Raw genomic sequence first — 23084 nt, 5'->3', positions numbered from 1 at the left:
AAATTTTGGAAGTGAGGTTTTTTTGCCTCGAATACTAGTGCTTTTTCAAACAACTAATCTTCCAACCGTCTTCTGAAGTTCAGGCACAATCAACTCCTCAAACCAAGGGTTTTTACTCCTCCAAAAACGATTGGTTGGTGATGGATGCGGAATCGGAAAATACTTTGGTAAATATTCCTTGTAATCTCCAACCGTTTCTGTTAATGTGCGTTTCGCTTTATCTTTTAAGTAATATTTCTGCGCGTAAGCGCCAATTAAAATAATTAACTCCACATTTGGCATTTTATCTAATAATGGCGTGTGCCATTGTGGTGCACATTCTGGCCTTGGCGGTAAATCGCCTGTTTTTCCTTTTCCTGGATAACAAAATCCCATAGGTATAATGGCAAAGTTTTCGGTATTGTAAAACTGCTCATCTGTGACATTAAGCCATTGTCTTAATTTCTTTCCACTTTGGTCGTCCCACGGAATTCCAGAGTTGTGAACTTTTGTTCCTGGTGCCTGACCAATAATTACAATTTTAGAATTAATATGTGCTGTAGCAACAGGTCTTGGACCTAATGGAAGGTGTACTTTACAGATAGTACATTGGCTTATATTGTGTAGTAATTCTTCCATAGTAATGTGGTTCTCGCTACATCAAGCAAAAAGCTTGACACTCGAACTGACGTTGCAGTAAATAAATTCAGAATACAGATAATCACTTCTTTCTTAAAGGAAAACTAATAAATTTTAATCCTTCAAAACCTGAAGTCATAAAATTTCTTATGTTTTGGTGTCCTGTTCCTTTTGGGTCTTTCAAAACATCTTCAAAATAATAGCTACCAAAACAGGTTAAGGTTTCTTCTTTTGTTAAATTTTGGTCTTTTGCAAAAGCAAATAATTTACAAGACCCTGAATTTTGTCCTTCGTCATTTTTTAAAGTGCCATTGGTAAAAGGAGTTGGAGTAAACTCATAATTTTCTTCAATTACAGCGATTGTTTCAGTAAACTCAATCTGTTCTGAATTCGACTTCAATTTATTTTTAAATTCGTTTAAAGTCATGTTATTTACTCTTTCCGCCAACGATAATAACAATCTCGCCTTTTGGTGGTTTGTTAGTATAATGTTCTAAAACTTCTTTTGCTGTTCCTCTTATAGTTTCTTCGTAAAGTTTAGTTATTTCTCTAGATACAGAAACAGGTCTGTCTTCTCCAAAATACTCACAGAAATGTCCTAAAGTTTTTACTAATTTGTGAGGGCTTTCATAAAAAATCATAGTTCTGGTTTCTTCCGCTAATAATAAAAATCGTGTTTGTCTTCCTTTTTTAACAGGTAAAAATCCTTCAAACACAAACTTATCATTTGGCAAACCACTATTAACCAAAGCTGGCACAAAAGCTGTTGCTCCAGGTAAACAATCGACTTCAATATTGTTTTCTACACATGCTCTAACCAATAAAAATCCTGGGTCTGAAATGGCTGGTGTACCAGCATCACTGATTACGGCAATGGTTAATCCTGATTTTAGTTTTTCAATTAAATGATTCACCGTTTTATGCTCGTTATGCATGTGATGACTTTGCATTTGCGTAGTAATTTCAAAATGCTTTAAAAGTTTTCCAGAAGTTCTAGTGTCTTCAGCCAAAATTAAATCAGCTTCCTTTAGCACTTCTACTCCTCTAAAAGTCATGTCTTTTAAGTTTCCTATTGGTGTTGGAACCAGGTAAAGTTTACTCATTGTATGCGGTTTCTTTTCAAATTTACAATGTTTCTAACTATATCGACGCAACCATTTGGGATATTTAGCATCTTTATAATAAGTTAGAGAATTAAGTAGGAAAATTATTAACTTACTTGTTCTATAATTGAGATTATTGCATTAATCAAAACTATTATTTTATGATTGGAAAACCATTCCGCTTATTGGTTATATTTCTTTTAGGATTACAATTACATAGTCAAACTACAGATTTATCTATTTCTATTGAAGCCCAAGATTTAACTGGTACTGCAATTTCTCAAGTTGATATTTATCAGGATTTTCAGTATGTAGTTACCGTTTTAAATTCTGGAAACGCTGTTGATAATGCTAGCATTTCAGTAAATTTTGATGCAGATTTAACCATCCTTTCTTATAATTCACAAAATAGTAATGCAGGTGCATCTGACTTCTCAAATATAGACGTTATAAGTAATGTTTTAACCGCTTCTATTGCTTCCATGCCTAATAACTCTAGCGTAGAGTTGTTAGTTTTAGTTACAGCACCAACAAATTTAGGAGGTATTACCGCAAACGGAACAGTAAATCCACCAACAAATACACAAGACACAAATACAAGTAATAATCAAGCCATTATATCTATTGATGTGTTAGATGTTGTTGTCGATTTCTCAATAACACACACTCAAATTAATCCTGTAGAAGGCACTGCAATTAGTGCTTGGGGAGATTTGGTGACGTATCAATTTACCATCACAAATAATAGTACTATTGATTTTCCGGTTTCATCTATAAAAGGCAAATTAAGTTTAAGTTCTCCTAATGCAAACGGTCAACCTTTTGCTGAATTTATTTCGATTGAATGTATTGAAACAACCAATGGAACTGTATGCCCAGATTTAACTGATTTTAATGGTAACTCGGACACTATCACCTCTACCAGTTCTATGTTTATTAGTGATGACGATAATGTAATCACTTCTGGAGGAAGCATTACTTTTCAATTAGTTTATAGATACACTAACTTTTCTTGCTCCACAAATCCATTACCAATTGATGTAAATAGCGTTATTAACATAGAGTTGAATACAGCAAATATTACTTCAATAGACTCTAATAATGTAACAACAAATTTGTTGTTGGCTGAAGTTTGTGTTCAAACAGATTTATGTATCGAAAGCGTACAGACAAATCCGTTAACTTCGGTCGATTTAAACTATAATGAGGATATTACTTTTGAAACTACAGTTTGCAATAGTGGTCCCTTAGAAGCACCAATGCGATTCTTCTTTCAAAATTTATCATCTGTTGTAGATTGGGAAATTGTTTCCGTTAACTGCATTAATACAACTGGTGCAGTGACTTGCAATGATTTCACTTTATCTGATAATGGTCAACTCTGGACAAGTAGTGATTTCGTTTTACTACCAAACACAACAATTACCTTAGAAACCGTAGTTCGGTTTTCAGAACCTTGTGGAGACGCACCTATTACAGTAAATATAAGAAGCGCTACCAATATTTTAGACACCCAATTATTAGATAGCAACATTGATAATAATTACTTTTCTAATTTTGTTGAACTCCCAATACCAACTGTTCCTTGTGGAGGAGAAGAGTCTAATGATTTACTGGTAACTAAAACGCAAGTAAATCCTGAATTACCAATTGGAAATTCTAGCGCAAACACTGCTGCTTGGGGATTAATTACCTATGAAATTACCGTTAGTAATATTGGTGAAGAAGATAGTTTTATTGAACTACAAGATTATAGACCTATAATTGATGACACTGACCCTCAAATTTTAGCAACACTAACCAACTTAGAATGTATTGAAACTACAGGAAACGCAGCTTGCTTTACTATAAACAATTCAAATTTAGGCGTTACGTTAGATGGAATTTCCGACAATGGTGAAAACGATACATTTTGGCAAATTACAGCCGAAGACAACTGGTTATTACCAGCTAATAGTTCTGTAACTTTTAGTGTTACTATAGATTGGTTACCAGAATGTTCTTTTGATCCAATGGTTGGCACCAACATTGTTAACGTAGATTATGCAAATAATTTAGTAGATAGTAATCCCGGAAATAATTCTGCTTCCGTAAACACATATTTTGCACCATGTTTAGATTTAATAGTACAAACCTATCCTGAATTTACCCAAGTAGATATCAACCAAACATTTAATTGGATTGTTGATATTAGCAATAGTACCACAAGTTCTGATGCTGTAGATGTTCTTTTTGAAGACACTGTAAATCCTGTTTTCACAATCCTTGGAGACCCAACATGTACGGTCACCTCCGGAAATGCAACTTGTATGACTAGTTTTAGTACGGTTGGTAATTTTATAACAGGAACAATACCAACCATGGAAGCTGGTTCTACAGTTAGAATTAGTATTCCGGTTTCTGCTCCAAGTTTTGGAGGCGCTTTTAATAATATTGCTGAAGCCATACCAGATGCTACAAACAACCAAGAATTAACACCAGATTCTAACATTTCTATTAACAGTGTACAGGTTATTGCGCCTGTTTTACAAAAAACATTTACACCAAATACTATTATTGAAGGTGGTCAAAGTGAATTAACTTTTACGGTTTATAATGTGGCTTCAAATCCTACCCAAAGTAACATTTCATTTACAGATAATTTACCAATAGGCATCACACTTTCTAGTGTACCAAATTGGATTGAGTCTAACGGTTGTTCAGCGAATTTTATAGGAACACTAGGAGATGTTTTTGTTGGCGTTGAAGATTTAGTCTTTCCTGATGGTGTAGAAAGTTGCACGTTTTCGGTCATGGTCACTTCTAACACTATTGGAGGTTATCTTAATAATTTTGAAAATTTCACAAACAATAACAATATAAACACATCCCAAACTAGTGCTACACTTAACGTTACTGTTGATACTTCTGATGTTGATATTGAAATCATAAAAACGGCTGAACCAACAGAAGCTTTTTATGGTCAAAATGTAGATTTTACAATTACTGCAACCAACTTAGGTACTACAAATGCCACTTTTATAGAAGTTATTGATGCCTTACCACAAGGTTTTGAGTTTATATCTGCTGCTACAAGCTATGGTGATTTTGACGATACTACACTTATTTGGACAATCCCAAATCTAGATGCTAACACTTATGCAACTTTAATCTTAACAGCAAAAGTAATTTCCTCAACAGATCTAACCAATGTTGCATTTCTAAATAGCACTAATGAACCTGATAGAAATTTAAATAATAATGAGGATGACGCAACTGTAGACATCAATAATTGTTTAACCATTCCTCAAGGGATTTCACCAAATAATGATAACTCAAACGATTACTTTGTAATTCCTTGTATTGAAGATTATTCTAATAATACGCTTAAGATTTTTAATCGTTATGGCACACAAATCTATGAAGCTAGCAACTACATGAATACTTGGGAAGGTAAGGCCAACATGGGACTTTTAAAAAGCTCAAAATTATTACCTATTGGGACTTATTTCTATATACTAGAAATCAATGGTTTTAATGATGCTTTTGTGGGTTATGTTTATTTGAATTATTGAGAGTAGAATTCAGTTTTTCTTTTATTTATTATATTACAAGAATTATTTCTATTATAACTTGGAAATCTAATTTCAGAGAAAATTGGTTCATTATTTCTAAATAAAACTGTTGCATAAAATTCAGATTCCATTCTTTTGTTTCTTGCAGGAAGCAAATCATAAAACTTTCCGTGAATTTTTCGCATCGTTTTATCAGATACTTTAATTATCAGTTCAGTTTCTGGTTCATACTTGTTTCGAATAGACTTATTAATCTTGAAGGAATATTTGCCCTTCTTTAATCGTTTTATTTTACCTACTAATATATCATCTATTGATTTTATTCTAACATCATATTTTTTTTTCCACCAAATTACCTTCAATATCAAATATGTAATTAAAATATTCGTATGTCTTAATTTCAAACTTATTATCATCTATAAAATCAAAATCGAAACACCATCTCATATGACTTACAGAATAAGAAATACTGCACATATTGTCCAATAAATCCCCTAAACGTAATGTTTTAATTAATTTATTTTTCTTGTGAAATTGAACAGCATTAAATTGCGGAAATCCAAATTTGCTACTAAAGTCATCAACAATTATTATTTGTTCTCCGTTATCAGAGATTCTAGCCGTTTTAAACTCAATAAACAAGCTATCATTTTTTAAGGTATAAAGTTTTTCATTAGCTCGTAAGTCATATAACCCCCAAAAATATCGATCAGGATAGGTGTATGAAAACAACTCATATTTTTTGGTTAATGGATTAAATGTTGAATCTATGTAAGTTTTATTATCTGAAAAAATTGTATCAGATGGTTTTAATTCATAAAATCCATTCGAACTTTTAAACGAATACCTAAGTCGTGGTTGGTCAGCAAAAACATTGTTGAAAAAAAATACTATTACAAATGTTATTAGTATTCTCATTTTAAAACTAACTAAACTTTCCTTCTACCAACTCCATAAAACGAACTTCATATGCTTCTTTTCCAACCCAATTATTATAATCTGGTTTTACCATTTCTAGGATAAGTAGTCTGGTTTCGTCTAAAGAATTCATGGTATTAATTTGAGAAATTACACGATCGTAATCTTCGTTTTTACCTTCAAACAAATGTTTAATAAAAGCTAATTTATCGTTGAGTCCAATATTTAGTCGCTTTCCTTTTAATTTATCGTTTAAAGATTTCTTTTGTGATTCTTCGTCGCGTTTTTGAGCCTCTTCAATAGGTTCAAATTCTGGCATTGCTTCAAAACCAGAAGTTAGAGTTTCAAACTCTACAGTGGTTTTTGGAGTTTCCACTTCTTTAGCTAAAACTTTTTCTAATATAGGGTCTACTGGTTCTGTTTCTTTAGGCATATGCTCAAACATATCCTTTATTTTAGTCATCACAGGCTCCATAATATCATCATGCTCAACCTCGTCTACGTTTATGTATGTTCGGTCTTCAACTTCAACGTTATCGCTTACTTTATTGTTAAAAGCGGTATCTAACATTCCAAAAAACGAAGAGTCGTGACCAATGGTTGGCATCGTTTCTTCAAAGTTTTCTTGAGCAAATTTTAAAACCGTCAACTTTTCGTAAAGTTTAGAAACTTCAGAGTGTAATTGATCTACATCTTCTCTTCCTTTTAGTTTTAGAATCCTATGTGCAATGCTAACTAATTCTGATTCTAATTTCTTTTTCATCTTTTCGTAAGTTTTACTTTTGATTTTTAATAAATTTGCGAGACCTTTATAAAAAACGAAGTGATACTTCGATTTAGTGCTAAAATTACAAAATGTTTCTCGAAAATACAGTAAATCAGAAAGAACAATTTGGGTGGATTGAAGTCATCTGCGGATCCATGTTCTCAGGTAAGACCGAAGAATTAATCCGACGACTAAAACGTGCGCAATTTGCAAAACAAAAGGTTGAAATTTTTAAACCTGCCGTAGACACACGTTATGATGAAGAGATGGTGGTTTCTCACGATTCTAATGAAATTCGCTCTACTCCAGTACCTGCTGCTGCTAATATTCCAATTTTAGCAGATGGGTGTGATGTGGTTGGAATTGACGAAGCACAGTTTTTTGATGATGAAATTGTTAGAATTTGTAATGACTTAGCCAATAAAGGCATTCGTGTTATTGTCGCTGGTTTAGATATGGATTTTAAAGGTAATCCGTTTGGACCAATGCCAAATTTAATGGCAACTGCAGAGTATGTAACCAAAGTGCATGCCGTTTGTACAAAAACAGGAAATTTAGCGCAATACAGTTATAGAAAAGCATTGAGTGATGATTTGGTTTTGCTTGGTGAGGTTGATGAATACGAACCTTTAAGCAGAGCTGCCTATTATAAAAGTATGCAACGCGATAAAGTAAGACAGATGAAAGTGAATGATGCTGAGGAAATAGATTCTAAAGACCAAAATCGAAATGTCTAAAGCTCAAGAAACTGTTCTCGAAATTGATTTAAGTGCGCTTACCCATAATTTCAATTACTTAAAATCTAAATTACAACCACAAACCAAATTTTTAGCTGTGGTTAAAGCTTTTGCTTATGGCAGTGATTCTGTCGCCATTGCAAAACATCTTGAAAAATTAGATATAGATTATTTCGCTGTGGCCTACGTAAAAGAAGGTGTTGCTCTAAGAGACGCAGGCATTAAGACACCTATTTTAGTGCTTCATCCTCAATCTATAAATTTTAAAACACTTATTGAACGTTGTTTAGAACCAAGTATTTATAGTGCTCATGTGTTAGATGAATTTATAAAAATAACCGAAACACAAGCTCAAAAAAACTATCCTATTCATATAAAATTCAATACAGGTTTAAACCGGCTTGGCTTTGAAGAAAATGAAATCGATACTGTTGTTTCTAAACTAAAAAGCACAGCATCAATAAAAGTAAAATCGCTGTTTTCGCATTTAGCAGCTAGTGAAGATGCAAAAGAATTAGATTTTACTAATCTTCAAATTGAAAAATTTAAAACTATAGCTAAAAAGTTTGAAGATGTATCTGGTCAAAAACCTTGGTTACATCTTTGTAACACTTCCGGAATCATCAATTATCCAGAAGCTCATTTCAATATGGTGCGCTCTGGTATAGGAATTTATGGCTTTGGGAACTCTGTAGAAGAAGACAAAAATCTAAAACCTATTGCGAGTTTAAAATCCGTAATTTCTCAAATTCATACAATTGAAAAAGGAGAAACTGTAGGTTACAATAGAGCTTATACCTCTATAGGTACGGAAAGAACTGCAACAGTACCTATTGGTCATGCAGATGGCATTAACAGAATTTATGGTAATGGTAACGGATTTGTAGTTATCAATGGTGAAAAGGCACCAATCATTGGAAATGTCTGTATGGATATGATTATGGTAAACATTACAAACATAAATTGTGTTGAAGGAGATGAGGTCATTATTTTCAATTCTGAATACAGAGCAAGCAACTTATCTGAATCTGCTAAAACCATTTCTTACGAAATAATAACCGCTGTTTCTCAACGTGTTAAACGTATTTTTTTGCCATAATTTTGGTTTTTTTTAACATAATGTGACTTTTTGAACTAACTTTGTGTCTTAACTAACAGATTAACTAACTATTAAAACATTAAATTATGTTAAAAGAATTTAAGAATTTTATTATGACAGGTAACGTGATTGATTTCGCTGTTGCTGTAATTATGGCTGGTGCTCTTGGAGCAGTGATAAACGGTTTCGTTTCTAAAATTGCTATGCCTCTTATTGGTTTAGTAACTGGTGGAAAAAGTTTCTCGGATATGTTTTGGACTCCAGGAGATGAGGTTTACGCTACGGTTGCAGCTGCTAAAGAAGCTGGTGTTGCTGCAGTAGAATATGGCGCATGGATTGATACTATTGTTAGCTTACTTGTAGTTGGCCTTGTTATGTTTATGCTTGTAAAGGCTTATAACAAAACTAAAAAGCCAGTTGAAGAGCCAGCTCCAGCAGGACCTTCTGAGCTTGATATCTTAAAAGAAATCAGAGATTCATTAAAAAAATAAAACACGTTTAGCGTCATCGCTACACTATTATTTTTAATTAAACCCAGACTGAGAAGTCTGGGTTTTTCTGTTTTTTAGACAGTTTATTGCTAAACCAATAATTTAATCACCTTATTTTTATGACATTTTTAAGCCTATTGACAAGGCTAGACTTAAAGAAATACTCTAATTTTGAGTTCTTTGAAAACCAATAAATATAAACAACATGAAAGTAGCTATTGTAGGTGCAACAGGTTTAGTAGGAAATGTAATGCTTAATATTTTAGAAGAGCGTAATTTCCCTGTAGATGAATTATTATTAGTCGCTTCTGAGCGTTCGGTAGGTAAAAAGATAAAATTCAAAGGAAAAGATATTTCTGTAATTAGTATTCCTTCTGCTATTGAAGCAAAACCAGATATTGCACTTTTCTCTGCTGGTGGTAACACATCATTAGAATGGGCTCCAAAATTTGCTGAAGTTGGAACAACAGTAATAGATAATTCTTCGGCTTGGAGAATGGATGGCACCAAAAAATTAATAGTACCAGAAATTAATGCGAGCGAATTAACCAAAACTGATAAAATTATAGCTAATCCAAATTGCTCTACCATTCAAATGGTAATGGCATTAGCACCACTTCATAAAAAATATAAAATTAAACGAATCATCGTTTCTACATATCAATCCGTTTCTGGTACTGGCGTAAAAGCTGTTGAACAGATGGAAAATGAAATTGTAGGTAAAGAAGGTGACATGGCTTACCCTTACCCAATTCATAAAAATGCAATTCCACATTGTGATGTTTTTGAGGACAACGGTTATACCAAAGAAGAAATGAAATTGGTTAATGAAACTCAAAAAATATTAGGTGATCGTACTATTGCTGTAACCGCAACTGCAGTTAGAATACCTACAGCTGGTGGACATAGTGAAGCAATTAATGTAGAGTTTGAAAACGATTACGATGTTGCTGAAGTAAGAGAACTTTTAAATGTTACGGATGGTATTACTGTTCAAGATAATTTAAAGACTAACTCTTATCCAATGCCGATGTTTGCACATGGTAAAGATGATGTTTTTGTTGGTCGTATAAGACGAGATGGTTCACAACCAAATACTTTAAATATGTGGGTTGTAAGTGATAATCTTAGAAAAGGAGCAGCAACAAACACTGTTCAAATTGCAGAATACCTTATAAAAAATAATCTAGTGTAATTTATAAACTAGAAGTTATTCAACCTATTATAAAATACGCTTTTTCAATTATGTTGTTAATTGAAATAGCGTATTTTTTATTGCCTAAATGCATATCTTAACTTTTTTCATCTTTTTACTTATTCCGAAAGTCTTATATTTGAAAGAAATGTTCTTTAATCTCAATCATTCTAATTATGAAAAAATTACTTCTCCTTTCCTTAGTACTAAGTATTTTTGTATCATGTAAAAACGAAACTGAAACTTTGAAAACAATTTCTGTAGACTATCCAAAAACAAATAAAATTGAAGTTATTGACACTATATTTGGTGAAGCTGTATCTGATCCTTACCGTTGGTTAGAAGATGACCGAAGTCCAGAAACTGAAGCTTGGGTAAAAGCTGAAAATGAAGCAACTTACGGTTATTTAGATAACATTCCTTATAGAAAAGAATTAAAAGAACGACTTACAAAACTTTGGAATTACGAAAAAATAGGTTCGCCATTTAAAGAAGGAGATTACACTTACTTTTATAAAAATGATGGCTTACAAAATCAATATGTCATTTACAGATATAAAACAGGAAATGACCCAAGTGCAGCTGAAGTATTCTTAGACCCAAATACATTTAAAGAAGATGGTACAATTTCTTTAGGAGGAACAAGTTTTTCTAAAGATGGTAAAACGCTAGCCTATTCTATTTCTGAAGGTGGAAGTGATTGGAGAAAAATTCTAATTATGAATACTGAAACTAAAGAAATTGTAGAAGATACTTTAGTAGATATTAAATTCAGTGGCATGTCTTGGTATAAAAACGAAGGCTTTTATTATTCTAGCTACGATAAGCCAAAAGGAAGCGAACTCTCTGCCAAAACAGACCAACATAAAGTTTACTATCACAAGTTGGGAACAAAACAGTCTGAAGATGAGTTAATATTTGGAGGTACTCCAGAACAAAAACACAGATATATTGGTGGAGGCGTTACCGAAGATGATAAATACTTAATTATTTCCGCTAGTGTTTCTACCTCTGGTAACAAGCTTTTTATTAAAGACTTAACTAAACCAAATAGCAAGCTTATAACTATTTTAAATCATACAGATAGTGATACAGGCATTTTAGAAAATGTAGGTACTAAACTTTATTTATCTACAAACTTAAACGCTCCAAACAAAAGAGTTGTAACAGTTGATGCTTCAAATCCAACTCCAGAAAATTGGGTAGATTTCATACCTGAAACTAAAAATGTATTAAGTCCATCAACTGCTGGTGGTTACTTTTTTGCTAATTACATGGTTGATGCAGTTTCAAAAATATTACAATATGATTACGATGGTAAATTAGTTAGAGACGTTGAACTCCCTGGTGTAGGAAGTGCAGGCGGTTTTGGAGCAAAGAAAGAAGAAAAAGAGTTATACTACTCATTCACAAATTATGTGACTCCAGGAAGTATCTATAAATATGACATTGAAAACGGAACTTCAGAATTATACAGAAAACCAGACATTGATTTTAATCCTGAAGATTATGAAAGCAAACAAGTGTTTTACAAATCTAAGGATGGTACTAAAGTGCCAATGATTATAACGCATAAAAAAGGATTAGAGCTTAATGGTAAAAATCCAACCATTCTATATGGTTATGGTGGATTCAATATTAGTTTAACACCAAGTTTTAGTATTGCAAATGCAGTTTGGATGGAACAAGGCGGAATTTACGCTGTACCAAACCTAAGAGGTGGTGGAGAATACGGAAAAGCATGGCATGATGCAGGTACAAAACTGCAAAAGCAAAATGTATTTGACGATTTCATTGCAGCAGCAGAATACCTTATTTCAGAGAACTATACGTCTTCAGATTATTTAGCAGTTAGAGGTGGTTCTAATGGTGGATTATTAGTTGGAGCAACAATGACACAACGTCCAGATTTAATGAAAGTAGCATTGCCTGCTGTTGGAGTTTTAGATATGTTGCGTTATCATACATTTACAGCTGGTGCTGGTTGGGCTTACGATTACGGAACAGCAGAAGACAGTAAAGAAATGTTTAACTACCTTAAAGGCTACTCTCCTGTTCATAATGTAAAAGAAGGTGTGGAATATCCTGCAACCTTGGTCACTACAGGTGATCATGATGATAGAGTTGTACCTGCTCATAGTTTTAAATTTGCTGCCGAATTACAGAGTAAGCAAACGGGTAATAACCCAACGCTTATTAGAATAGAAACGGACGCTGGTCATGGAGCTGGTACACCTGTAAGTAAAACTATTGAGCAGTATGCTGACATATATGGCTTTACACTATATAATATGGGCTTTGAAGTATTACCATCAAAAACTGAAGAAAAAGTGAAAGGATAGTTTCATATCGGTGAAGAATCATTTTTAAGGTAGGGTTTTTAAGTATTCAACTGTCTTATTTATGTTGTATAACAGTAGCTTATGAAAAAAAACTACTTTCTATTTTTATTTATTACTCTATTTCTATTTTCTTGTGGTAAAGATGATGGCTTAACGCCTCTTGTTATTGAAACTAATCCAGATTCTGTTATTATAAGCCAGAATTCTGAGATTGAAGTTTTCATTTTTTCAAATGACACCAATATTCCTTCAAATGGAGAGGTAACGTTTAGCAATCCTACAAAAGGAAGTGCTTCCTTATTGGATGTAAATAATACACCTAATGATATTAGTGATGACGTTATAAAGTATATAACAAATGCTAATGAAATTGGAGTCGATACTTTTGAATATATAATTTGTAATTCGTCAGGCGATTGCGAAACAGAAACAGTTACAGTTACTATTTCTACGAATTCAAATGTAGTTTTTAATTTAGATGAAATGCCATATCAATCGCTTTCAGATTATCAATTATTTGAAAACGAATTAAAAAATCTAGAACCTACGTTTGGGGTAATGCCATATACTTTAAATTCAACTTTATTTAGTGATTATGCTAATAAAAAGCGTTTTGTTTGGATGCCAAATAATAGTAAAGCGACTTTTGTAAATGATGGCGAAAATTTAGACTTTCCGGTGGGTACAATTTTAATAAAAAGCTTTTATTATGATAACGTATTACCAGAAAACGAAACTAAAAATCTAGAAACAAGATTACTAATCAAAAAGGAAGAGGGTTGGATTTTTGCTAATTACGCATGGAATAGTGAACAAACCGAGGCTACTTTAGATATGGATGGAAGCTACGTAGATATGCAATGGCAACAAGCAGGTGAAGTAAAAACTGTTCAATACAGAATACCTTCTGGAGCAGAATGCCACACGTGTCACAAAGTAATGGAAACACCAAAACCTATTGGTCCTAAACCCAGAAACTTAAATTTAATTTACAATTATAACGAAGGCTCATCTAACCAATTAAACAAGTTAGTAGATATAGGTTATTTAGAAAACACACTTCCTAATACTATAGCTCAATTACCAGATTATAATGACACTAGTGAAACTTTAGAACGTAGAGTAAGAGCCTATGTAGATATTAATTGTGCACATTGCCACTCAGAAGAAACGCATTGCGCTTATAGACCTTTACGACTAGATTTTACAGATACACAAAACTTAACTAACTTAGGCGTATGCGTTGATGCAGACACAGACCTTGGTTTTGACCTTGGCCATATTATAGAACCAGGTGATGCTAGAAATTCTGTATTGTACTACAGATTAAGCTCTATTGAACCTTCAAACAGAATGCCATTAATGGCAAGAACCATTGTGCATGTTGAAGGTGTTCAATTAATTGAAGAATGGATTAACTCCTTAAATACAGACTGTAACTAAACCAACCAATATGAAAAAACTTCTACTATCTACACTTTTATTAAGCCTGTTTTGCGCTTATAGCTACGCTCAACAACTAAATCAGCCAGCCAATTGGCCAAACAATCAATGGACCCTTTCTGGAACTTATAATGCAACCTATCTCTTGGAAGATCCTACATCAAGTAGTAGTTCATTTTCATTTGATGATAACCTTGCTGGTGGTGCTTCCGTTAATACTGTAGCAGCAGAATCTCCTATAATTGATTTAAGTGCTGCTTTTGGTGCTAATGAAACAGAATTAACGGTAAGCTTTCAGTATGGTCTTAATATTTACCAAAATGAATCCTTACATCTTCAATATTGGAATGACACCACAAATGAATGGGACGATTGGGGAAATCCGCTTACAGAAAATTCAAGTACGACCGTTGGTTTTTGTAATGATATACCAACCACTTTTATAAGCAGTGGATTAGATATATCCTCTTTTTCTAACGCACAATTAACAGGTTTTAAATATCGTATTTTATATAATGACAATAATTCATTTGGTTGGGGATTTTGTATTAATTCTGTAGCCATCATATCTTCAATTCCTCCTGCTTGTCCTAATGTTAGCTCAATAGCTGTAAGTAACGTTACAGATACAACTGCCCTTGTTAACTGGGTTTCAGACGGTACAGAAACAAATTGGGAGGTAGCTGTTTACCTTGCTACAGAAACGGTTCCTGCTTCTGGAGACCCAACAACCAGCAATCCATACGTTATTACCAACTTATTACCTGAAACAGACTATATAGTCTGCGTTAGAGTGGATTGTAATGTTGAAGGTTTTAGCGGTTGGGAATGCCAAAACTTTACAACAGGTATTGATACATCTAGCTTTCCAATAACATTTACAACAAACCCTATTAATACAACTGGAACATACGACATTGCACTTGTTGATTTAAATGGTGACTATTTAGATGATGTTGTCTCTGTAAGTGCTGACAATATTAATGTGCATTATCAATCCGCTTCAGGTGGTTTTAATGTTGCAAATATTGCGACATCACAAGCAGATTTTGCACCAAATTGGAGCTTAGCAGCTGGTGACTTTGATAGAAATGGATATAATGATTTATTATATGGTGGTTATGGTGGAGTAACATTTATGCAAGCTAATAGCACAGGTACAGCTTATTCTGAAATTTCAGGTTCCGACTATGTATTTTCTCAACGTTCAAACTTTGTGGACATTAATAACGACGGTCATTTAGATGCTTTTGTTTGTCATGATGTTGAAGCTAACGTTTATTATATTAATGATGGTTCTGGTAATTTAACTTTTTATCAAGGTGAAAGTGCTGGTGTTGTGCCAAATGGGTTAGGACTAACGCCTGGAGGTGGAAACTATGGAACTGTTTGGATAGATTTTGATAACGATAGAGATATGGATTTATTTATCGCAAAATGCAGAGGTGGTTCAACAACTATTAGTACTAACGAATTATGGAGAAACGATGGTAATGGTGTATTTACTAATGTTGCAGACAGTAATGGCTGGTACAATACAAATTACCCAAGTGCAGGACACAATAATTCTTCTAATTTAGGAGATAACGTACAAACCTGGTCTTCAGCTTGGGCAGATTTTGATAACGATGGTGATATGGATGTTTACGTTGGCGCAAGTAGTAGTTCTAACGGACTTTCTAAATTAATGCAAAACAATGGTGATGGCACTTTTACAGATGTTACTTCTGGATCAGGAGTAGGAGCAGCTTCAATGGGAATAGAAAATGCACCAGCAGATTTTAATAATGACGGTTTTATTGATGTGCTTTCTAATGGTGATATTCTGTTTAATAATGGTGATTTTACATTCACAAATTTCTCAACAAATATGCCACCAAGTGGTGCAATTGGTGATACCAATAACGATGGTTTTTTAGATGTTTTTAGAAGTGGTAATATTTACCTCAATAATACTAATGCAAATCATTGGATTAAAATAAACACCATTGGAACAAGCAGTAACATCAATGGTATTGGAGCAAGAATAGAAATAGAAACACCATCAGGCACACAAATTAGAGATGTTAGAAGTGGTGAAGGATTTGAGTTTATGAGTTCTCTAACTGCTCATTTCGGTATTGGTACTGAAAATTCAATTAATAGTTTAACCATTTATTGGCCATCTGGCACTATAGACTATATAGAAAATCCAGCAATAGACACTACACATAATATTACTGAAGGCTCTGCATTAACTGTTACAGACAACACTTTAGTAGACCTTACAATCTTCCCTAATCCAGTTGAAGATGAATTAACAATTAAAACCTCAGCAGACGTTATCAATAAAATAGCAACGGTTTTTGATATTAATGGAAAACGTGTTCTTAATTTAAAATTAGAATCTAATAGTGTTGATGTTTCAAGTTTAACAACTGGAATTTACTTTTTAAGATTAGAATCTGAAGGAAAAACGATGAAACGAAAGTTCATAAAGAAATAATTTATAACCATATTTTTTTGAAAACCGTTTGAGAAACCAAGCGGTTTTTTTGTGTTATTTTTGCATTATGTTAAAGGTAGAAAACGTCTCTTTTGGATATTCAAAAACTAAGGTTTTAAAGGCTATTGACTTTAATGTTGAAGCAGGAGAAAATCTAGCGATTATTGGCGAAAGTGGCTCAGGAAAAAGCACTCTTTTAAAATTAATTTATGGCGAATACGATTTAAAACAAGGTCATATTTTTTGGAAAGATGAAGAAATCTTAGGACCTAAACATAATCTTGTAATTGGTTACGATTTTATGAAATACGTGACCCAAGAATTTGACCTTATGCCTTTCATTACGGTTGAAGAAAATATAGGCAAATACCTGTCTCGCTTTTATCCTGAAGAAAAACAAAAACGAACAGAAGAACTTATAAAAGTTGTAGAATTGGAAGCCTTTGCCAACACCAAAGTAAAATTACTAAGTGGAGGGCAAAAACAGCGCGTAGCTATCGCGAGAGCCTTAGCCAAACAACCCGAAATTCTTTTACTAGACGAACCTTTTAGTCATATAGATAATTTTAAAAAACAATCACTAAGACGAAGTGTTTTTAAATATCTAAAAGAAAACAATATTGCCTGTGTTGTTGCCACACACGACAAAAATGATGTCCTTGGTTTTGCAGACCAACTATTAGTAATTCATGATTCTAAAATCATAGAAAAAGACACACCACAATACATTTACCATAACCCAAAAACACCTCTAATAGCCTCGTTTTTTGGAGAGTTTAATGTCATTGAACCTTTTGGAATTGTATATGCCAATCAAATTAAAATTGTAGCACAATCCGATTTAAAAGCTGTGGTTAAAACGTCTTATTTTAATGGAAACTCTTGGTTGATTGAGGCTGAATATAATTCGGAATCTCTTTTTATTGAGCACGACTCAGAGTTAAAAAAAGATGAAGAAATTCAATTTTCAATTTCCTCATAATTTCTTACTGAAGTTTTCAATTTTTTAAGCATTCTATTCCTCAGTTTTAAAGGTTTTAAAACTTCAATACTATCACCAAATCCTAAAATTAAGCGTTCCAATTCAAAATTAATTTGCACAAAAATATTGAAAATCACACCATTGTTTGTTCTTTCAATGATACGTTGTGATGCATGAAAAGGCTTTGTAATGACGTAAGGAGCGTTTTTATTGTCTATTTTAAACTGAATGCGTTCTGCTCTAGAATTTGAAACTGTAACACCAACAACGTCTCTGTAATACACATCACCATCAATTTGAAAATCCTCATAATTTTCATTTTCAAGCATTACAATTTCAGTCATTCTGTCTAAAGCCAAAGTGATAAATTTTCCTTTTTGACTTGCTAATAAAAACCATCGATTATTAAATTCTTTTAGTAATTGTGGATGAACTTTCTGCACATTAGCATTACGAGCTTTAAAAGATTGATAAGATACTTCAATCACCTTTTTAGTTTGAATAGCATCGTATAAAACATCGATAAATTCAAGCCCTTTTAGCTGTTCATTTTTATCTAAATGAATAATGGCTCGTTTGTCTTTCTGTGATGAATTTACCGAGTCTTCTAAACGTTGTAAAACACCATCCATTTCTTTAAATAACGAAAAATCTTTGAACTGTCTCAGTAACTGAATTGCCTCATTCATTACTTTAATATCCTTATCTGTTACAGGAATATTAATAATACTATAATCAGCATCTTCATATTTATAAAACTTACGGTCATAAACTACAATGGGAGCATTGTAACCTAACTTGTCACTTCGCATCATTTGTATATCTAACTGAACAGTTCTTTTACTGACATCAATATCTTTGCCTTCGTATTCGTGTAAAGCATCTGAAACCGCTTCAATTAAGTCGTTAAGCGTCCATTGTCTAAACTGATTCTGAAGACATATATCAATGGTTTTATATCTTATTAATGCGTTTTTATTTACTGCCATAATTATTGATTACATGTATTACAATACAGATTTTTAACTCCATCTTTTCTTAAATTCTGAAAATCTTTATCTATCCATTTACACCATCTTTCTTTATTAAATTTAATGGCTCGTTTATGAACCCTTACTAACAAGCTTTCATCAGAGTCATTTTGATAAGCAACAAATGTTTTTACAAATACAAAAGCTGAGCTTTCATCTAATTTGTTATTGTCAAATCTTTCTGCAAGATTATTAATAGTTAAATGATACATACTCCATCTGTTGAAGAACAAACTTAAGTCTGTTTCATCTTCAATATTTTGCGCTTGACTTCTAAAATAATCTGTAATGAACTTGAAGGATTCTTCAATTTTTGAACTAAAGTTTATTTGAGCATAATACTGAATACTAGCCATATGGTAGTTCAAAAACAAAGGATTTACTTTGTCTTCATTTTTATAACTTTCAAATAAAGGTTCTACCTTTTCAGGATGCATAACTTTAGAAAAATCATCTAAATTAGTATCCCAATCACTTAGTAATCGTCTCGAGGTTATTGCGTAAAGATTAAGTAGATTTTTTTGAGCAGCCTCAGATAATAACTCAGGTTTAGACAACCAATTTCTAACAAAAAACACAATATTATCTAAGGAATAAAAGTATACGTTCTTTAATAGTAATGCTGATACATTTTGCACCAATTCTGGTTCATCAAATAAATTATCTAATACAAATTCTTCATTTAAAAAAAGATTGCTTTCCTCCTTTAAATACATCTCTGCCAATACTTTATTTACTAAATCATAGTTTTCATTTAATATGGCATCTACTAAGTTATAATGTAGCACTAATGGGTCGTCTATTTTCCAATTTCCATTGAGGTAAATAATTGCTTTAGAACGTCGTTGTAAGCTGAGTGCTTCTTTCCAGAATTCATTTTTATTATCAGCTAAGTATCGTTTTATTTTAGGTTTATCGTTACCTAAAGTATTTTCTAATCCCAATAATTCGGTTTGGTAATAACATAATTCCCAATTTTCTTTGGCATCAATCTTAAAGGCTTCAGGTTTAATATTTAGTTTGTCTTGTAAAAAGTTCTTTATATAATCTGCACGTTTACTGTGAAGCATGTTGTTCGTTTTTGAATTACCATCTACAGAGGTATAACTCTTTATGTCTATTGAATGAATCTGCTCAGGTTCAATCTCAAGCATTGGATTTGTAACCGGAATAATTTTTCCGCTTTTAAAATCAAAACTCACTTCATAAATTCCATTTACACCCTTCGTTTTTAACGCAATTTTAGGTGTGTAAATCTCTGGTTTAATATCTCTTAACTCATACCTTTTGCTTGGTATATGACAAGGAACGTTGTAACTACATTTTTTTCCGTCTTTAATTAAAATAATATTTGCACTGAGTGTTTTACCTCTAAGATGTTCCGGAATTTCTCCTAGAGATACAATTATCCTTTTTGGGTTTTCTGCTGTGTTATTCGCAAATAATTCATCTCTATAAACAGGTTTTAACATTACACCTTCGTAAATATCGGAAGCATCTAGTCTATTTTCTTGGCCACACATCAATTGATTTCTATCTATTAAATCTATAGCGAAACCATCATTTTTATTTTCAATAATTTCATGAAGATTATCAGCACTATGATAACCCATTATCACTTCATTATTAATAATTGTTAATCCATTACCAATGTTTATTATAATATTACTTTTATTCCCTACAAGGTCGTCGCAAGTAGCATCAGTGCTCTGAACAGCAAATGCATTATCAGAAAGTTGACCATCAATTATATAACCTTTTTTACAAAAAACATGTGTCGCAAAAACACGTTTAGTAGTTGTATGATAGCCAAATCCAAAATCGGCATAGTAAAATGAATCCGAAATCATATTGGCATAATGACCAGGCGAATTACGCCAAGACTTGAACATTTCGTACGCCAATCGTTCTAATTCAGCTTTACTAAATGGTAGTTTTTTAGGTCTTGTATAAAGAATGTTTTCTCCAATATTAGTGAATGACTTGTTGTAATGAAAAACGCGCTCTTTTGGGTTGGGAAAATCAGTATTATACTCCACATGATTAAGCGAATTACGGCTTACCATATAATCAGTATGTAATTGTGCTGCTTTGGCTAAATCAGGATTTCTTTTAAGTGGATGTTTCCCTTTTGCTTTTCTTAATTCATTAATTTTTTCCGTTAAAATCTCTGATAATTTTTCTTTATCTGATGTTTTTAATTGTGCATTTATACATTGAAAACTACATAAAAATAAAAGGCTAAAACATAAAATGTATTTCATATCATTGATGAGGGTTTAAAACTTAAATCACTACATACACCACAACTTTAATGCCTGAGTAAAACAACTTATATTTTATAATAACGCCTTGTCTAATTTAAAACAAAAAAAACACTACGCAAAAAGATTGCGCAACATCTAAAGACATTTGATTAAAATTAATAAAATGGAAACTTTAAAGTTGAAAATATTCGAAGTCTTAGTCAATGATATTACCATTGAAGAATTTGAAACATGGTTATATAAGTCAGATTTATTAAATGAAAATTTAAAAGAAAACTCACTAATATTTGAAGTTATAACTATCAATTACAGAAAAAAAACTGCACTAAAAGACCTCAAATATATAGCTTCAACTCTATTTAATGAAGAGCATTTAGCCGTTATGAAAATTGAAGTGAATTGCAGAAAAATTGTGAACTCAAATACAGCAAAACATTTAGAAAAATATGTGTTTAACATTATTGAAGATTTTAATTTTGAAATAGAATCAACGGTATATGAAGAATTTTATAGTTTATATTTTTCATTTGATGGTTATGACTACACAAATTACACAAAAGGCTCACTAAAGGAAATAAATTCTAGAACAGTTACCTACGCAAAAATCGTCTTAGAAAGCTTAAAAAACTGTAAAACTATTGACGACAAAAAAGAAGTTTTGTTCTTAGATTTACTTGACAAAAATCAAGAAATCAAGCACATAAAAACGCTGCCCAAAACCAGAAAACCAACTTTTAAATCAAAATTATTTGCTTTTTAAAAAAAAATATAATACTTCGTATTATGGGTCTAAATTTTCAGGAATTGAAAAAATAAATTTTGTAAAGTCGAAAAAAAAGCCAAATATTTGCATCGCATTTCAACCAAAACAGAAGTTGAATTAAAAATTAGAAACTATGAGTTTATTTATAACATATCAAAACCGTCCAGAAGGAATACCTCCTTTTGTGATGCTTCGTGATTATCGTTAGATAAACTTTTCAAATTTATAGATGAAAAATCCGAAGCCAATTAAAAACTGTTTCGGATTTTTTGTTTTCAGTCATTAGCAAACCTGCTAAACACATTTCCACAAACAGTAAGAATTAAAATCTGGACTTATCTGTCACGTTGAGCGCAGTCTAAATGTCTCATGTGAGTTCAAACTAAAAATAAATCCTGAAACTGTTTCAGGAAAAAAAATAAAAAACATGGACACGAATTTGTTAAACAATTACGTGCTTAAAGCCATAGATGCTTATCCATACGAACTAGAAGAAACTGTAGAAAATCTAAACTACGCCTTATCCTACGAAGCAGACAACGCTTATGCTTTGTATTTAATGGGACGTTTGCAAGCTGAACAATTTGGTGATTACGAAAAAGCAAAGCAATATTATGCAGAGGCTTTAGCAAGCAAACTAGATTATCACAAAGTGTATTCAAAATACATTCTGGTTTTAATGTGGAATGAAGATTACGAAGAAGCTCAAAAATTAATTGACTTTTCTCTAACCGTAAAAGGGTTAAACAAAGGAGAAGTGTATTTATTCCAAGGGCAACTTTTTGAGATTCTTCAAAATTACAAGAAAGCATTAAAGACTTTAAAGCCTGCAAAAAAGCACGTTTACAATAACAGTTTTATCAGCTTCATCGATTCTGAAATTAAAAGAGTTAAAGATAAAATGAAACCTGAAAAGACTAAAAAAACTAAGAGCAAGAAGAAAAAAAAGAAGAAAAACAAAAAATAATTTAACTACGCAAAAAGATTGCGCAACAGCTCAGAATATTTGCAGTGTAATTAATTAGAAGTCTTTTTGGAATCAGACTTTAAAAGTAGCGCTCTGCTAGAAAAAGGAGTCTAGCAGAGCTTAATAAAAGTTCTTTAACATAACAAAAAACGGAAGCATTGAGCAATTGGTTGGCTCGCCTGACTGTAAATCAGGTCTATTATAGCTTGTAGGTTCGAGTCCTACTGCTTCCACATCAAGCAAGTCTTGTTAAGTGTTTCGGTATAGCACTATTGTATAAATCCTTACCAATTGGTATGAGGTTTTTATATTCAACTTGACTT

19 protein-coding genes and 1 tRNA gene are annotated in these 23084 nt (G+C 32.4%); 12 read left to right on the top strand and 8 right to left on the bottom strand.

Going from position 1 to position 23084, the window contains the following annotated elements; translation table 11 throughout:
- Window positions 1-45: 45 nt before the first annotated feature.
- From Q0807_RS08455 to rsmI, 3 genes are all read right to left on the bottom strand, one after another.
- Window positions 46-618 carry a uracil-DNA glycosylase family protein gene (locus tag Q0807_RS08455; RefSeq protein ID WP_299108586.1) on the bottom strand — a complete coding sequence of 191 codons (573 nt, stop codon included), beginning with the start codon at window positions 616-618 and terminating at the stop codon, window positions 46-48.
- An 82-nt stretch (window positions 619-700) separates the two neighbouring features.
- Window positions 701-1045, bottom strand: a complete 345-nt coding sequence (locus Q0807_RS08450) for a HopJ type III effector protein (protein WP_299108584.1) — start codon at window positions 1043-1045, stop codon at window positions 701-703.
- A 1-nt stretch (window position 1046) separates the two neighbouring features.
- Window positions 1047-1721 carry a 16S rRNA (cytidine(1402)-2'-O)-methyltransferase gene (rsmI, locus tag Q0807_RS08445; protein ID WP_299108582.1) on the bottom strand — a complete coding sequence of 225 codons (675 nt, stop codon included), beginning with the start codon at window positions 1719-1721 and terminating at the stop codon, window positions 1047-1049.
- A gap of 161 nt (window positions 1722-1882) precedes the next feature.
- Between rsmI and Q0807_RS08440 the strand changes: the two genes are divergently transcribed.
- Window positions 1883-5275, top strand: a complete 3393-nt coding sequence (locus Q0807_RS08440; RefSeq protein WP_299108580.1) for a gliding motility-associated C-terminal domain-containing protein — start codon at window positions 1883-1885, stop codon at window positions 5273-5275.
- Here the strand turns inward: Q0807_RS08440 and Q0807_RS08435 are convergent.
- The 3 genes from Q0807_RS08435 to Q0807_RS08425 all read right to left on the bottom strand — a co-directional run bounded on the left by Q0807_RS08435 (window position 5269) and on the right by Q0807_RS08425 (window position 6956).
- Entirely contained in the window at window positions 5269-5460 is a 192-nt protein-coding gene (locus tag Q0807_RS08435; protein ID WP_299108578.1) for a hypothetical protein, read from the bottom strand. The genes Q0807_RS08440 and Q0807_RS08435 overlap by 7 nt on opposite strands.
- Window positions 5461-5605: 145 nt before the next feature.
- A complete protein-coding gene (locus tag Q0807_RS08430) occupies window positions 5606-6193 on the bottom strand; it encodes a hypothetical protein (protein ID WP_299108575.1) in 588 nt (195 codons plus the stop codon).
- Between the two features lie 7 nt (window positions 6194-6200).
- Window positions 6201-6956 carry a hypothetical protein gene (locus tag Q0807_RS08425; RefSeq protein WP_299108573.1) on the bottom strand — a complete coding sequence of 252 codons (756 nt, stop codon included), beginning with the start codon at window positions 6954-6956 and terminating at the stop codon, window positions 6201-6203.
- Between the two features lie 92 nt (window positions 6957-7048).
- Between Q0807_RS08425 and Q0807_RS08420 the strand changes: the two genes are divergently transcribed.
- The 8 genes from Q0807_RS08420 (at window position 7049) to Q0807_RS08385 (ending at window position 17733) form a co-directional block, all read left to right on the top strand.
- Entirely contained in the window at window positions 7049-7696 is a 648-nt protein-coding gene (locus Q0807_RS08420; RefSeq protein WP_299108570.1) for a thymidine kinase, read from the top strand.
- Entirely contained in the window at window positions 7689-8795 is a 1107-nt protein-coding gene (gene alr, locus Q0807_RS08415) for an alanine racemase (RefSeq protein ID WP_299108567.1), read from the top strand. Before Q0807_RS08420 ends, alr begins: the two co-directional genes overlap by 8 nt.
- A gap of 86 nt (window positions 8796-8881) precedes the next feature.
- Window positions 8882-9286 (top strand): large conductance mechanosensitive channel protein MscL, encoded by a 405-nt coding sequence (gene mscL / locus Q0807_RS08410; protein WP_299108565.1) that lies wholly within the window; start codon window positions 8882-8884, stop codon window positions 9284-9286.
- Window positions 9287-9491: 205 nt separating this feature from the next.
- Window positions 9492-10481: an aspartate-semialdehyde dehydrogenase gene (locus Q0807_RS08405; protein ID WP_299108563.1), complete on the top strand. Its 990-nt coding sequence runs from the start codon at window positions 9492-9494 to the stop codon at window positions 10479-10481.
- A 176-nt stretch (window positions 10482-10657) separates the two neighbouring features.
- On the top strand, window positions 10658-12823 hold the full coding sequence (locus Q0807_RS08400; protein WP_299108561.1) for a prolyl oligopeptidase family serine peptidase: 2166 nt from the start codon (window positions 10658-10660) through the stop codon (window positions 12821-12823).
- An 81-nt stretch (window positions 12824-12904) separates the two neighbouring features.
- Window positions 12905-14266 carry a hypothetical protein gene (locus tag Q0807_RS08395; protein WP_299108559.1) on the top strand — a complete coding sequence of 454 codons (1362 nt, stop codon included), beginning with the start codon at window positions 12905-12907 and terminating at the stop codon, window positions 14264-14266.
- 10 nt (window positions 14267-14276) lie between these two features.
- On the top strand, window positions 14277-16751 hold the full coding sequence (locus tag Q0807_RS08390; protein ID WP_299108557.1) for an FG-GAP-like repeat-containing protein: 2475 nt from the start codon (window positions 14277-14279) through the stop codon (window positions 16749-16751).
- A gap of 67 nt (window positions 16752-16818) precedes the next feature.
- The gene (locus Q0807_RS08385) at window positions 16819-17733 is read left to right on the top strand and encodes an ABC transporter ATP-binding protein (RefSeq protein WP_299108555.1); all 915 of its coding nucleotides are present in this window, start codon (window positions 16819-16821) and stop codon (window positions 17731-17733) included.
- Here Q0807_RS08385 and Q0807_RS08380 read toward each other — a convergent pair.
- Window positions 17712-18722, bottom strand: coding sequence for a YafY family protein (locus tag Q0807_RS08380; RefSeq protein WP_299108554.1), 1011 nt, complete (start codon window positions 18720-18722; stop codon window positions 17712-17714). The genes Q0807_RS08385 and Q0807_RS08380 overlap by 22 nt on opposite strands.
- Before the next feature lie 2 nt (window positions 18723-18724).
- On the bottom strand, window positions 18725-21028 hold the full coding sequence (locus Q0807_RS08375; protein ID WP_299108552.1) for a CAP domain-containing protein: 2304 nt from the start codon (window positions 21026-21028) through the stop codon (window positions 18725-18727).
- Between the two features lie 166 nt (window positions 21029-21194).
- On the opposite strand from Q0807_RS08375, the gene Q0807_RS08370 reads away from it, so the two are divergent.
- From Q0807_RS08370 to Q0807_RS08360, 3 genes are all read left to right on the top strand, one after another.
- Complete coding sequence (locus tag Q0807_RS08370; RefSeq protein ID WP_299108550.1) at window positions 21195-21791, top strand: hypothetical protein; 597 nt, start codon at window positions 21195-21197, stop codon at window positions 21789-21791.
- 430 nt (window positions 21792-22221) lie between these two features.
- On the top strand, window positions 22222-22761 hold the full coding sequence (locus Q0807_RS08365) for a hypothetical protein (protein WP_299108548.1): 540 nt from the start codon (window positions 22222-22224) through the stop codon (window positions 22759-22761).
- A gap of 151 nt (window positions 22762-22912) precedes the next feature.
- A tRNA-Tyr gene (locus Q0807_RS08360) sits at window positions 22913-22994 on the top strand.
- Window positions 22995-23084: the final 90 nt, after the last annotated feature.

Origin of the sequence: uncultured Winogradskyella sp. (genome assembly GCF_947495255.1) — a bacterium.
In the GTDB taxonomy this organism is placed as follows: domain Bacteria; phylum Bacteroidota; class Bacteroidia; order Flavobacteriales; family Flavobacteriaceae; genus Winogradskyella.
This window is presented reverse-complemented; position numbering and strand designations above follow the sequence as displayed.

Excerpts from the sequence above, each read along its gene's own strand:
- Q0807_RS08455 (WP_299108586.1), bottom strand. The coding sequence starts at position 618 with ATGGAAGAATTACTACACAATATAAGCCAATGTACTATCTGTAAAGTA.
- Q0807_RS08430 (WP_299108575.1), bottom strand. The coding sequence starts at position 6,193 with ATGAGAATACTAATAACATTTGTAATAGTATTTTTTTTCAACAATGTT.
- Q0807_RS08420 (WP_299108570.1), top strand. The coding sequence starts at position 7,049 with ATGTTTCTCGAAAATACAGTAAATCAGAAAGAACAATTTGGGTGGATT.
- Q0807_RS08400 (WP_299108561.1), top strand. The coding sequence starts at position 10,658 with ATGAAAAAATTACTTCTCCTTTCCTTAGTACTAAGTATTTTTGTATCA.
- alr (WP_299108567.1), top strand. The coding sequence starts at position 7,689 with ATGTCTAAAGCTCAAGAAACTGTTCTCGAAATTGATTTAAGTGCGCTT.
- Q0807_RS08390 (WP_299108557.1), top strand. The coding sequence starts at position 14,277 with ATGAAAAAACTTCTACTATCTACACTTTTATTAAGCCTGTTTTGCGCT.
- Q0807_RS08365 (WP_299108548.1), top strand. The coding sequence starts at position 22,222 with ATGGACACGAATTTGTTAAACAATTACGTGCTTAAAGCCATAGATGCT.
- Q0807_RS08425 (WP_299108573.1), bottom strand. The coding sequence starts at position 6,956 with ATGAAAAAGAAATTAGAATCAGAATTAGTTAGCATTGCACATAGGATT.
- mscL (WP_299108565.1), top strand. The coding sequence starts at position 8,882 with ATGTTAAAAGAATTTAAGAATTTTATTATGACAGGTAACGTGATTGAT.
- Q0807_RS08450 (WP_299108584.1), bottom strand. The coding sequence starts at position 1,045 with ATGACTTTAAACGAATTTAAAAATAAATTGAAGTCGAATTCAGAACAG.
- Q0807_RS08370 (WP_299108550.1), top strand. The coding sequence starts at position 21,195 with ATGGAAACTTTAAAGTTGAAAATATTCGAAGTCTTAGTCAATGATATT.
- Q0807_RS08380 (WP_299108554.1), bottom strand. The coding sequence starts at position 18,722 with ATGGCAGTAAATAAAAACGCATTAATAAGATATAAAACCATTGATATA.
- Q0807_RS08375 (WP_299108552.1), bottom strand. The coding sequence starts at position 21,028 with ATGAAATACATTTTATGTTTTAGCCTTTTATTTTTATGTAGTTTTCAA.
- Q0807_RS08435 (WP_299108578.1), bottom strand. The coding sequence starts at position 5,460 with ATGCGAAAAATTCACGGAAAGTTTTATGATTTGCTTCCTGCAAGAAAC.
- Q0807_RS08395 (WP_299108559.1), top strand. The coding sequence starts at position 12,905 with ATGAAAAAAAACTACTTTCTATTTTTATTTATTACTCTATTTCTATTT.
- Q0807_RS08405 (WP_299108563.1), top strand. The coding sequence starts at position 9,492 with ATGAAAGTAGCTATTGTAGGTGCAACAGGTTTAGTAGGAAATGTAATG.
- Q0807_RS08385 (WP_299108555.1), top strand. The coding sequence starts at position 16,819 with ATGTTAAAGGTAGAAAACGTCTCTTTTGGATATTCAAAAACTAAGGTT.
- rsmI (WP_299108582.1), bottom strand. The coding sequence starts at position 1,721 with ATGAGTAAACTTTACCTGGTTCCAACACCAATAGGAAACTTAAAAGAC.
- Q0807_RS08440 (WP_299108580.1), top strand. The coding sequence starts at position 1,883 with ATGATTGGAAAACCATTCCGCTTATTGGTTATATTTCTTTTAGGATTA.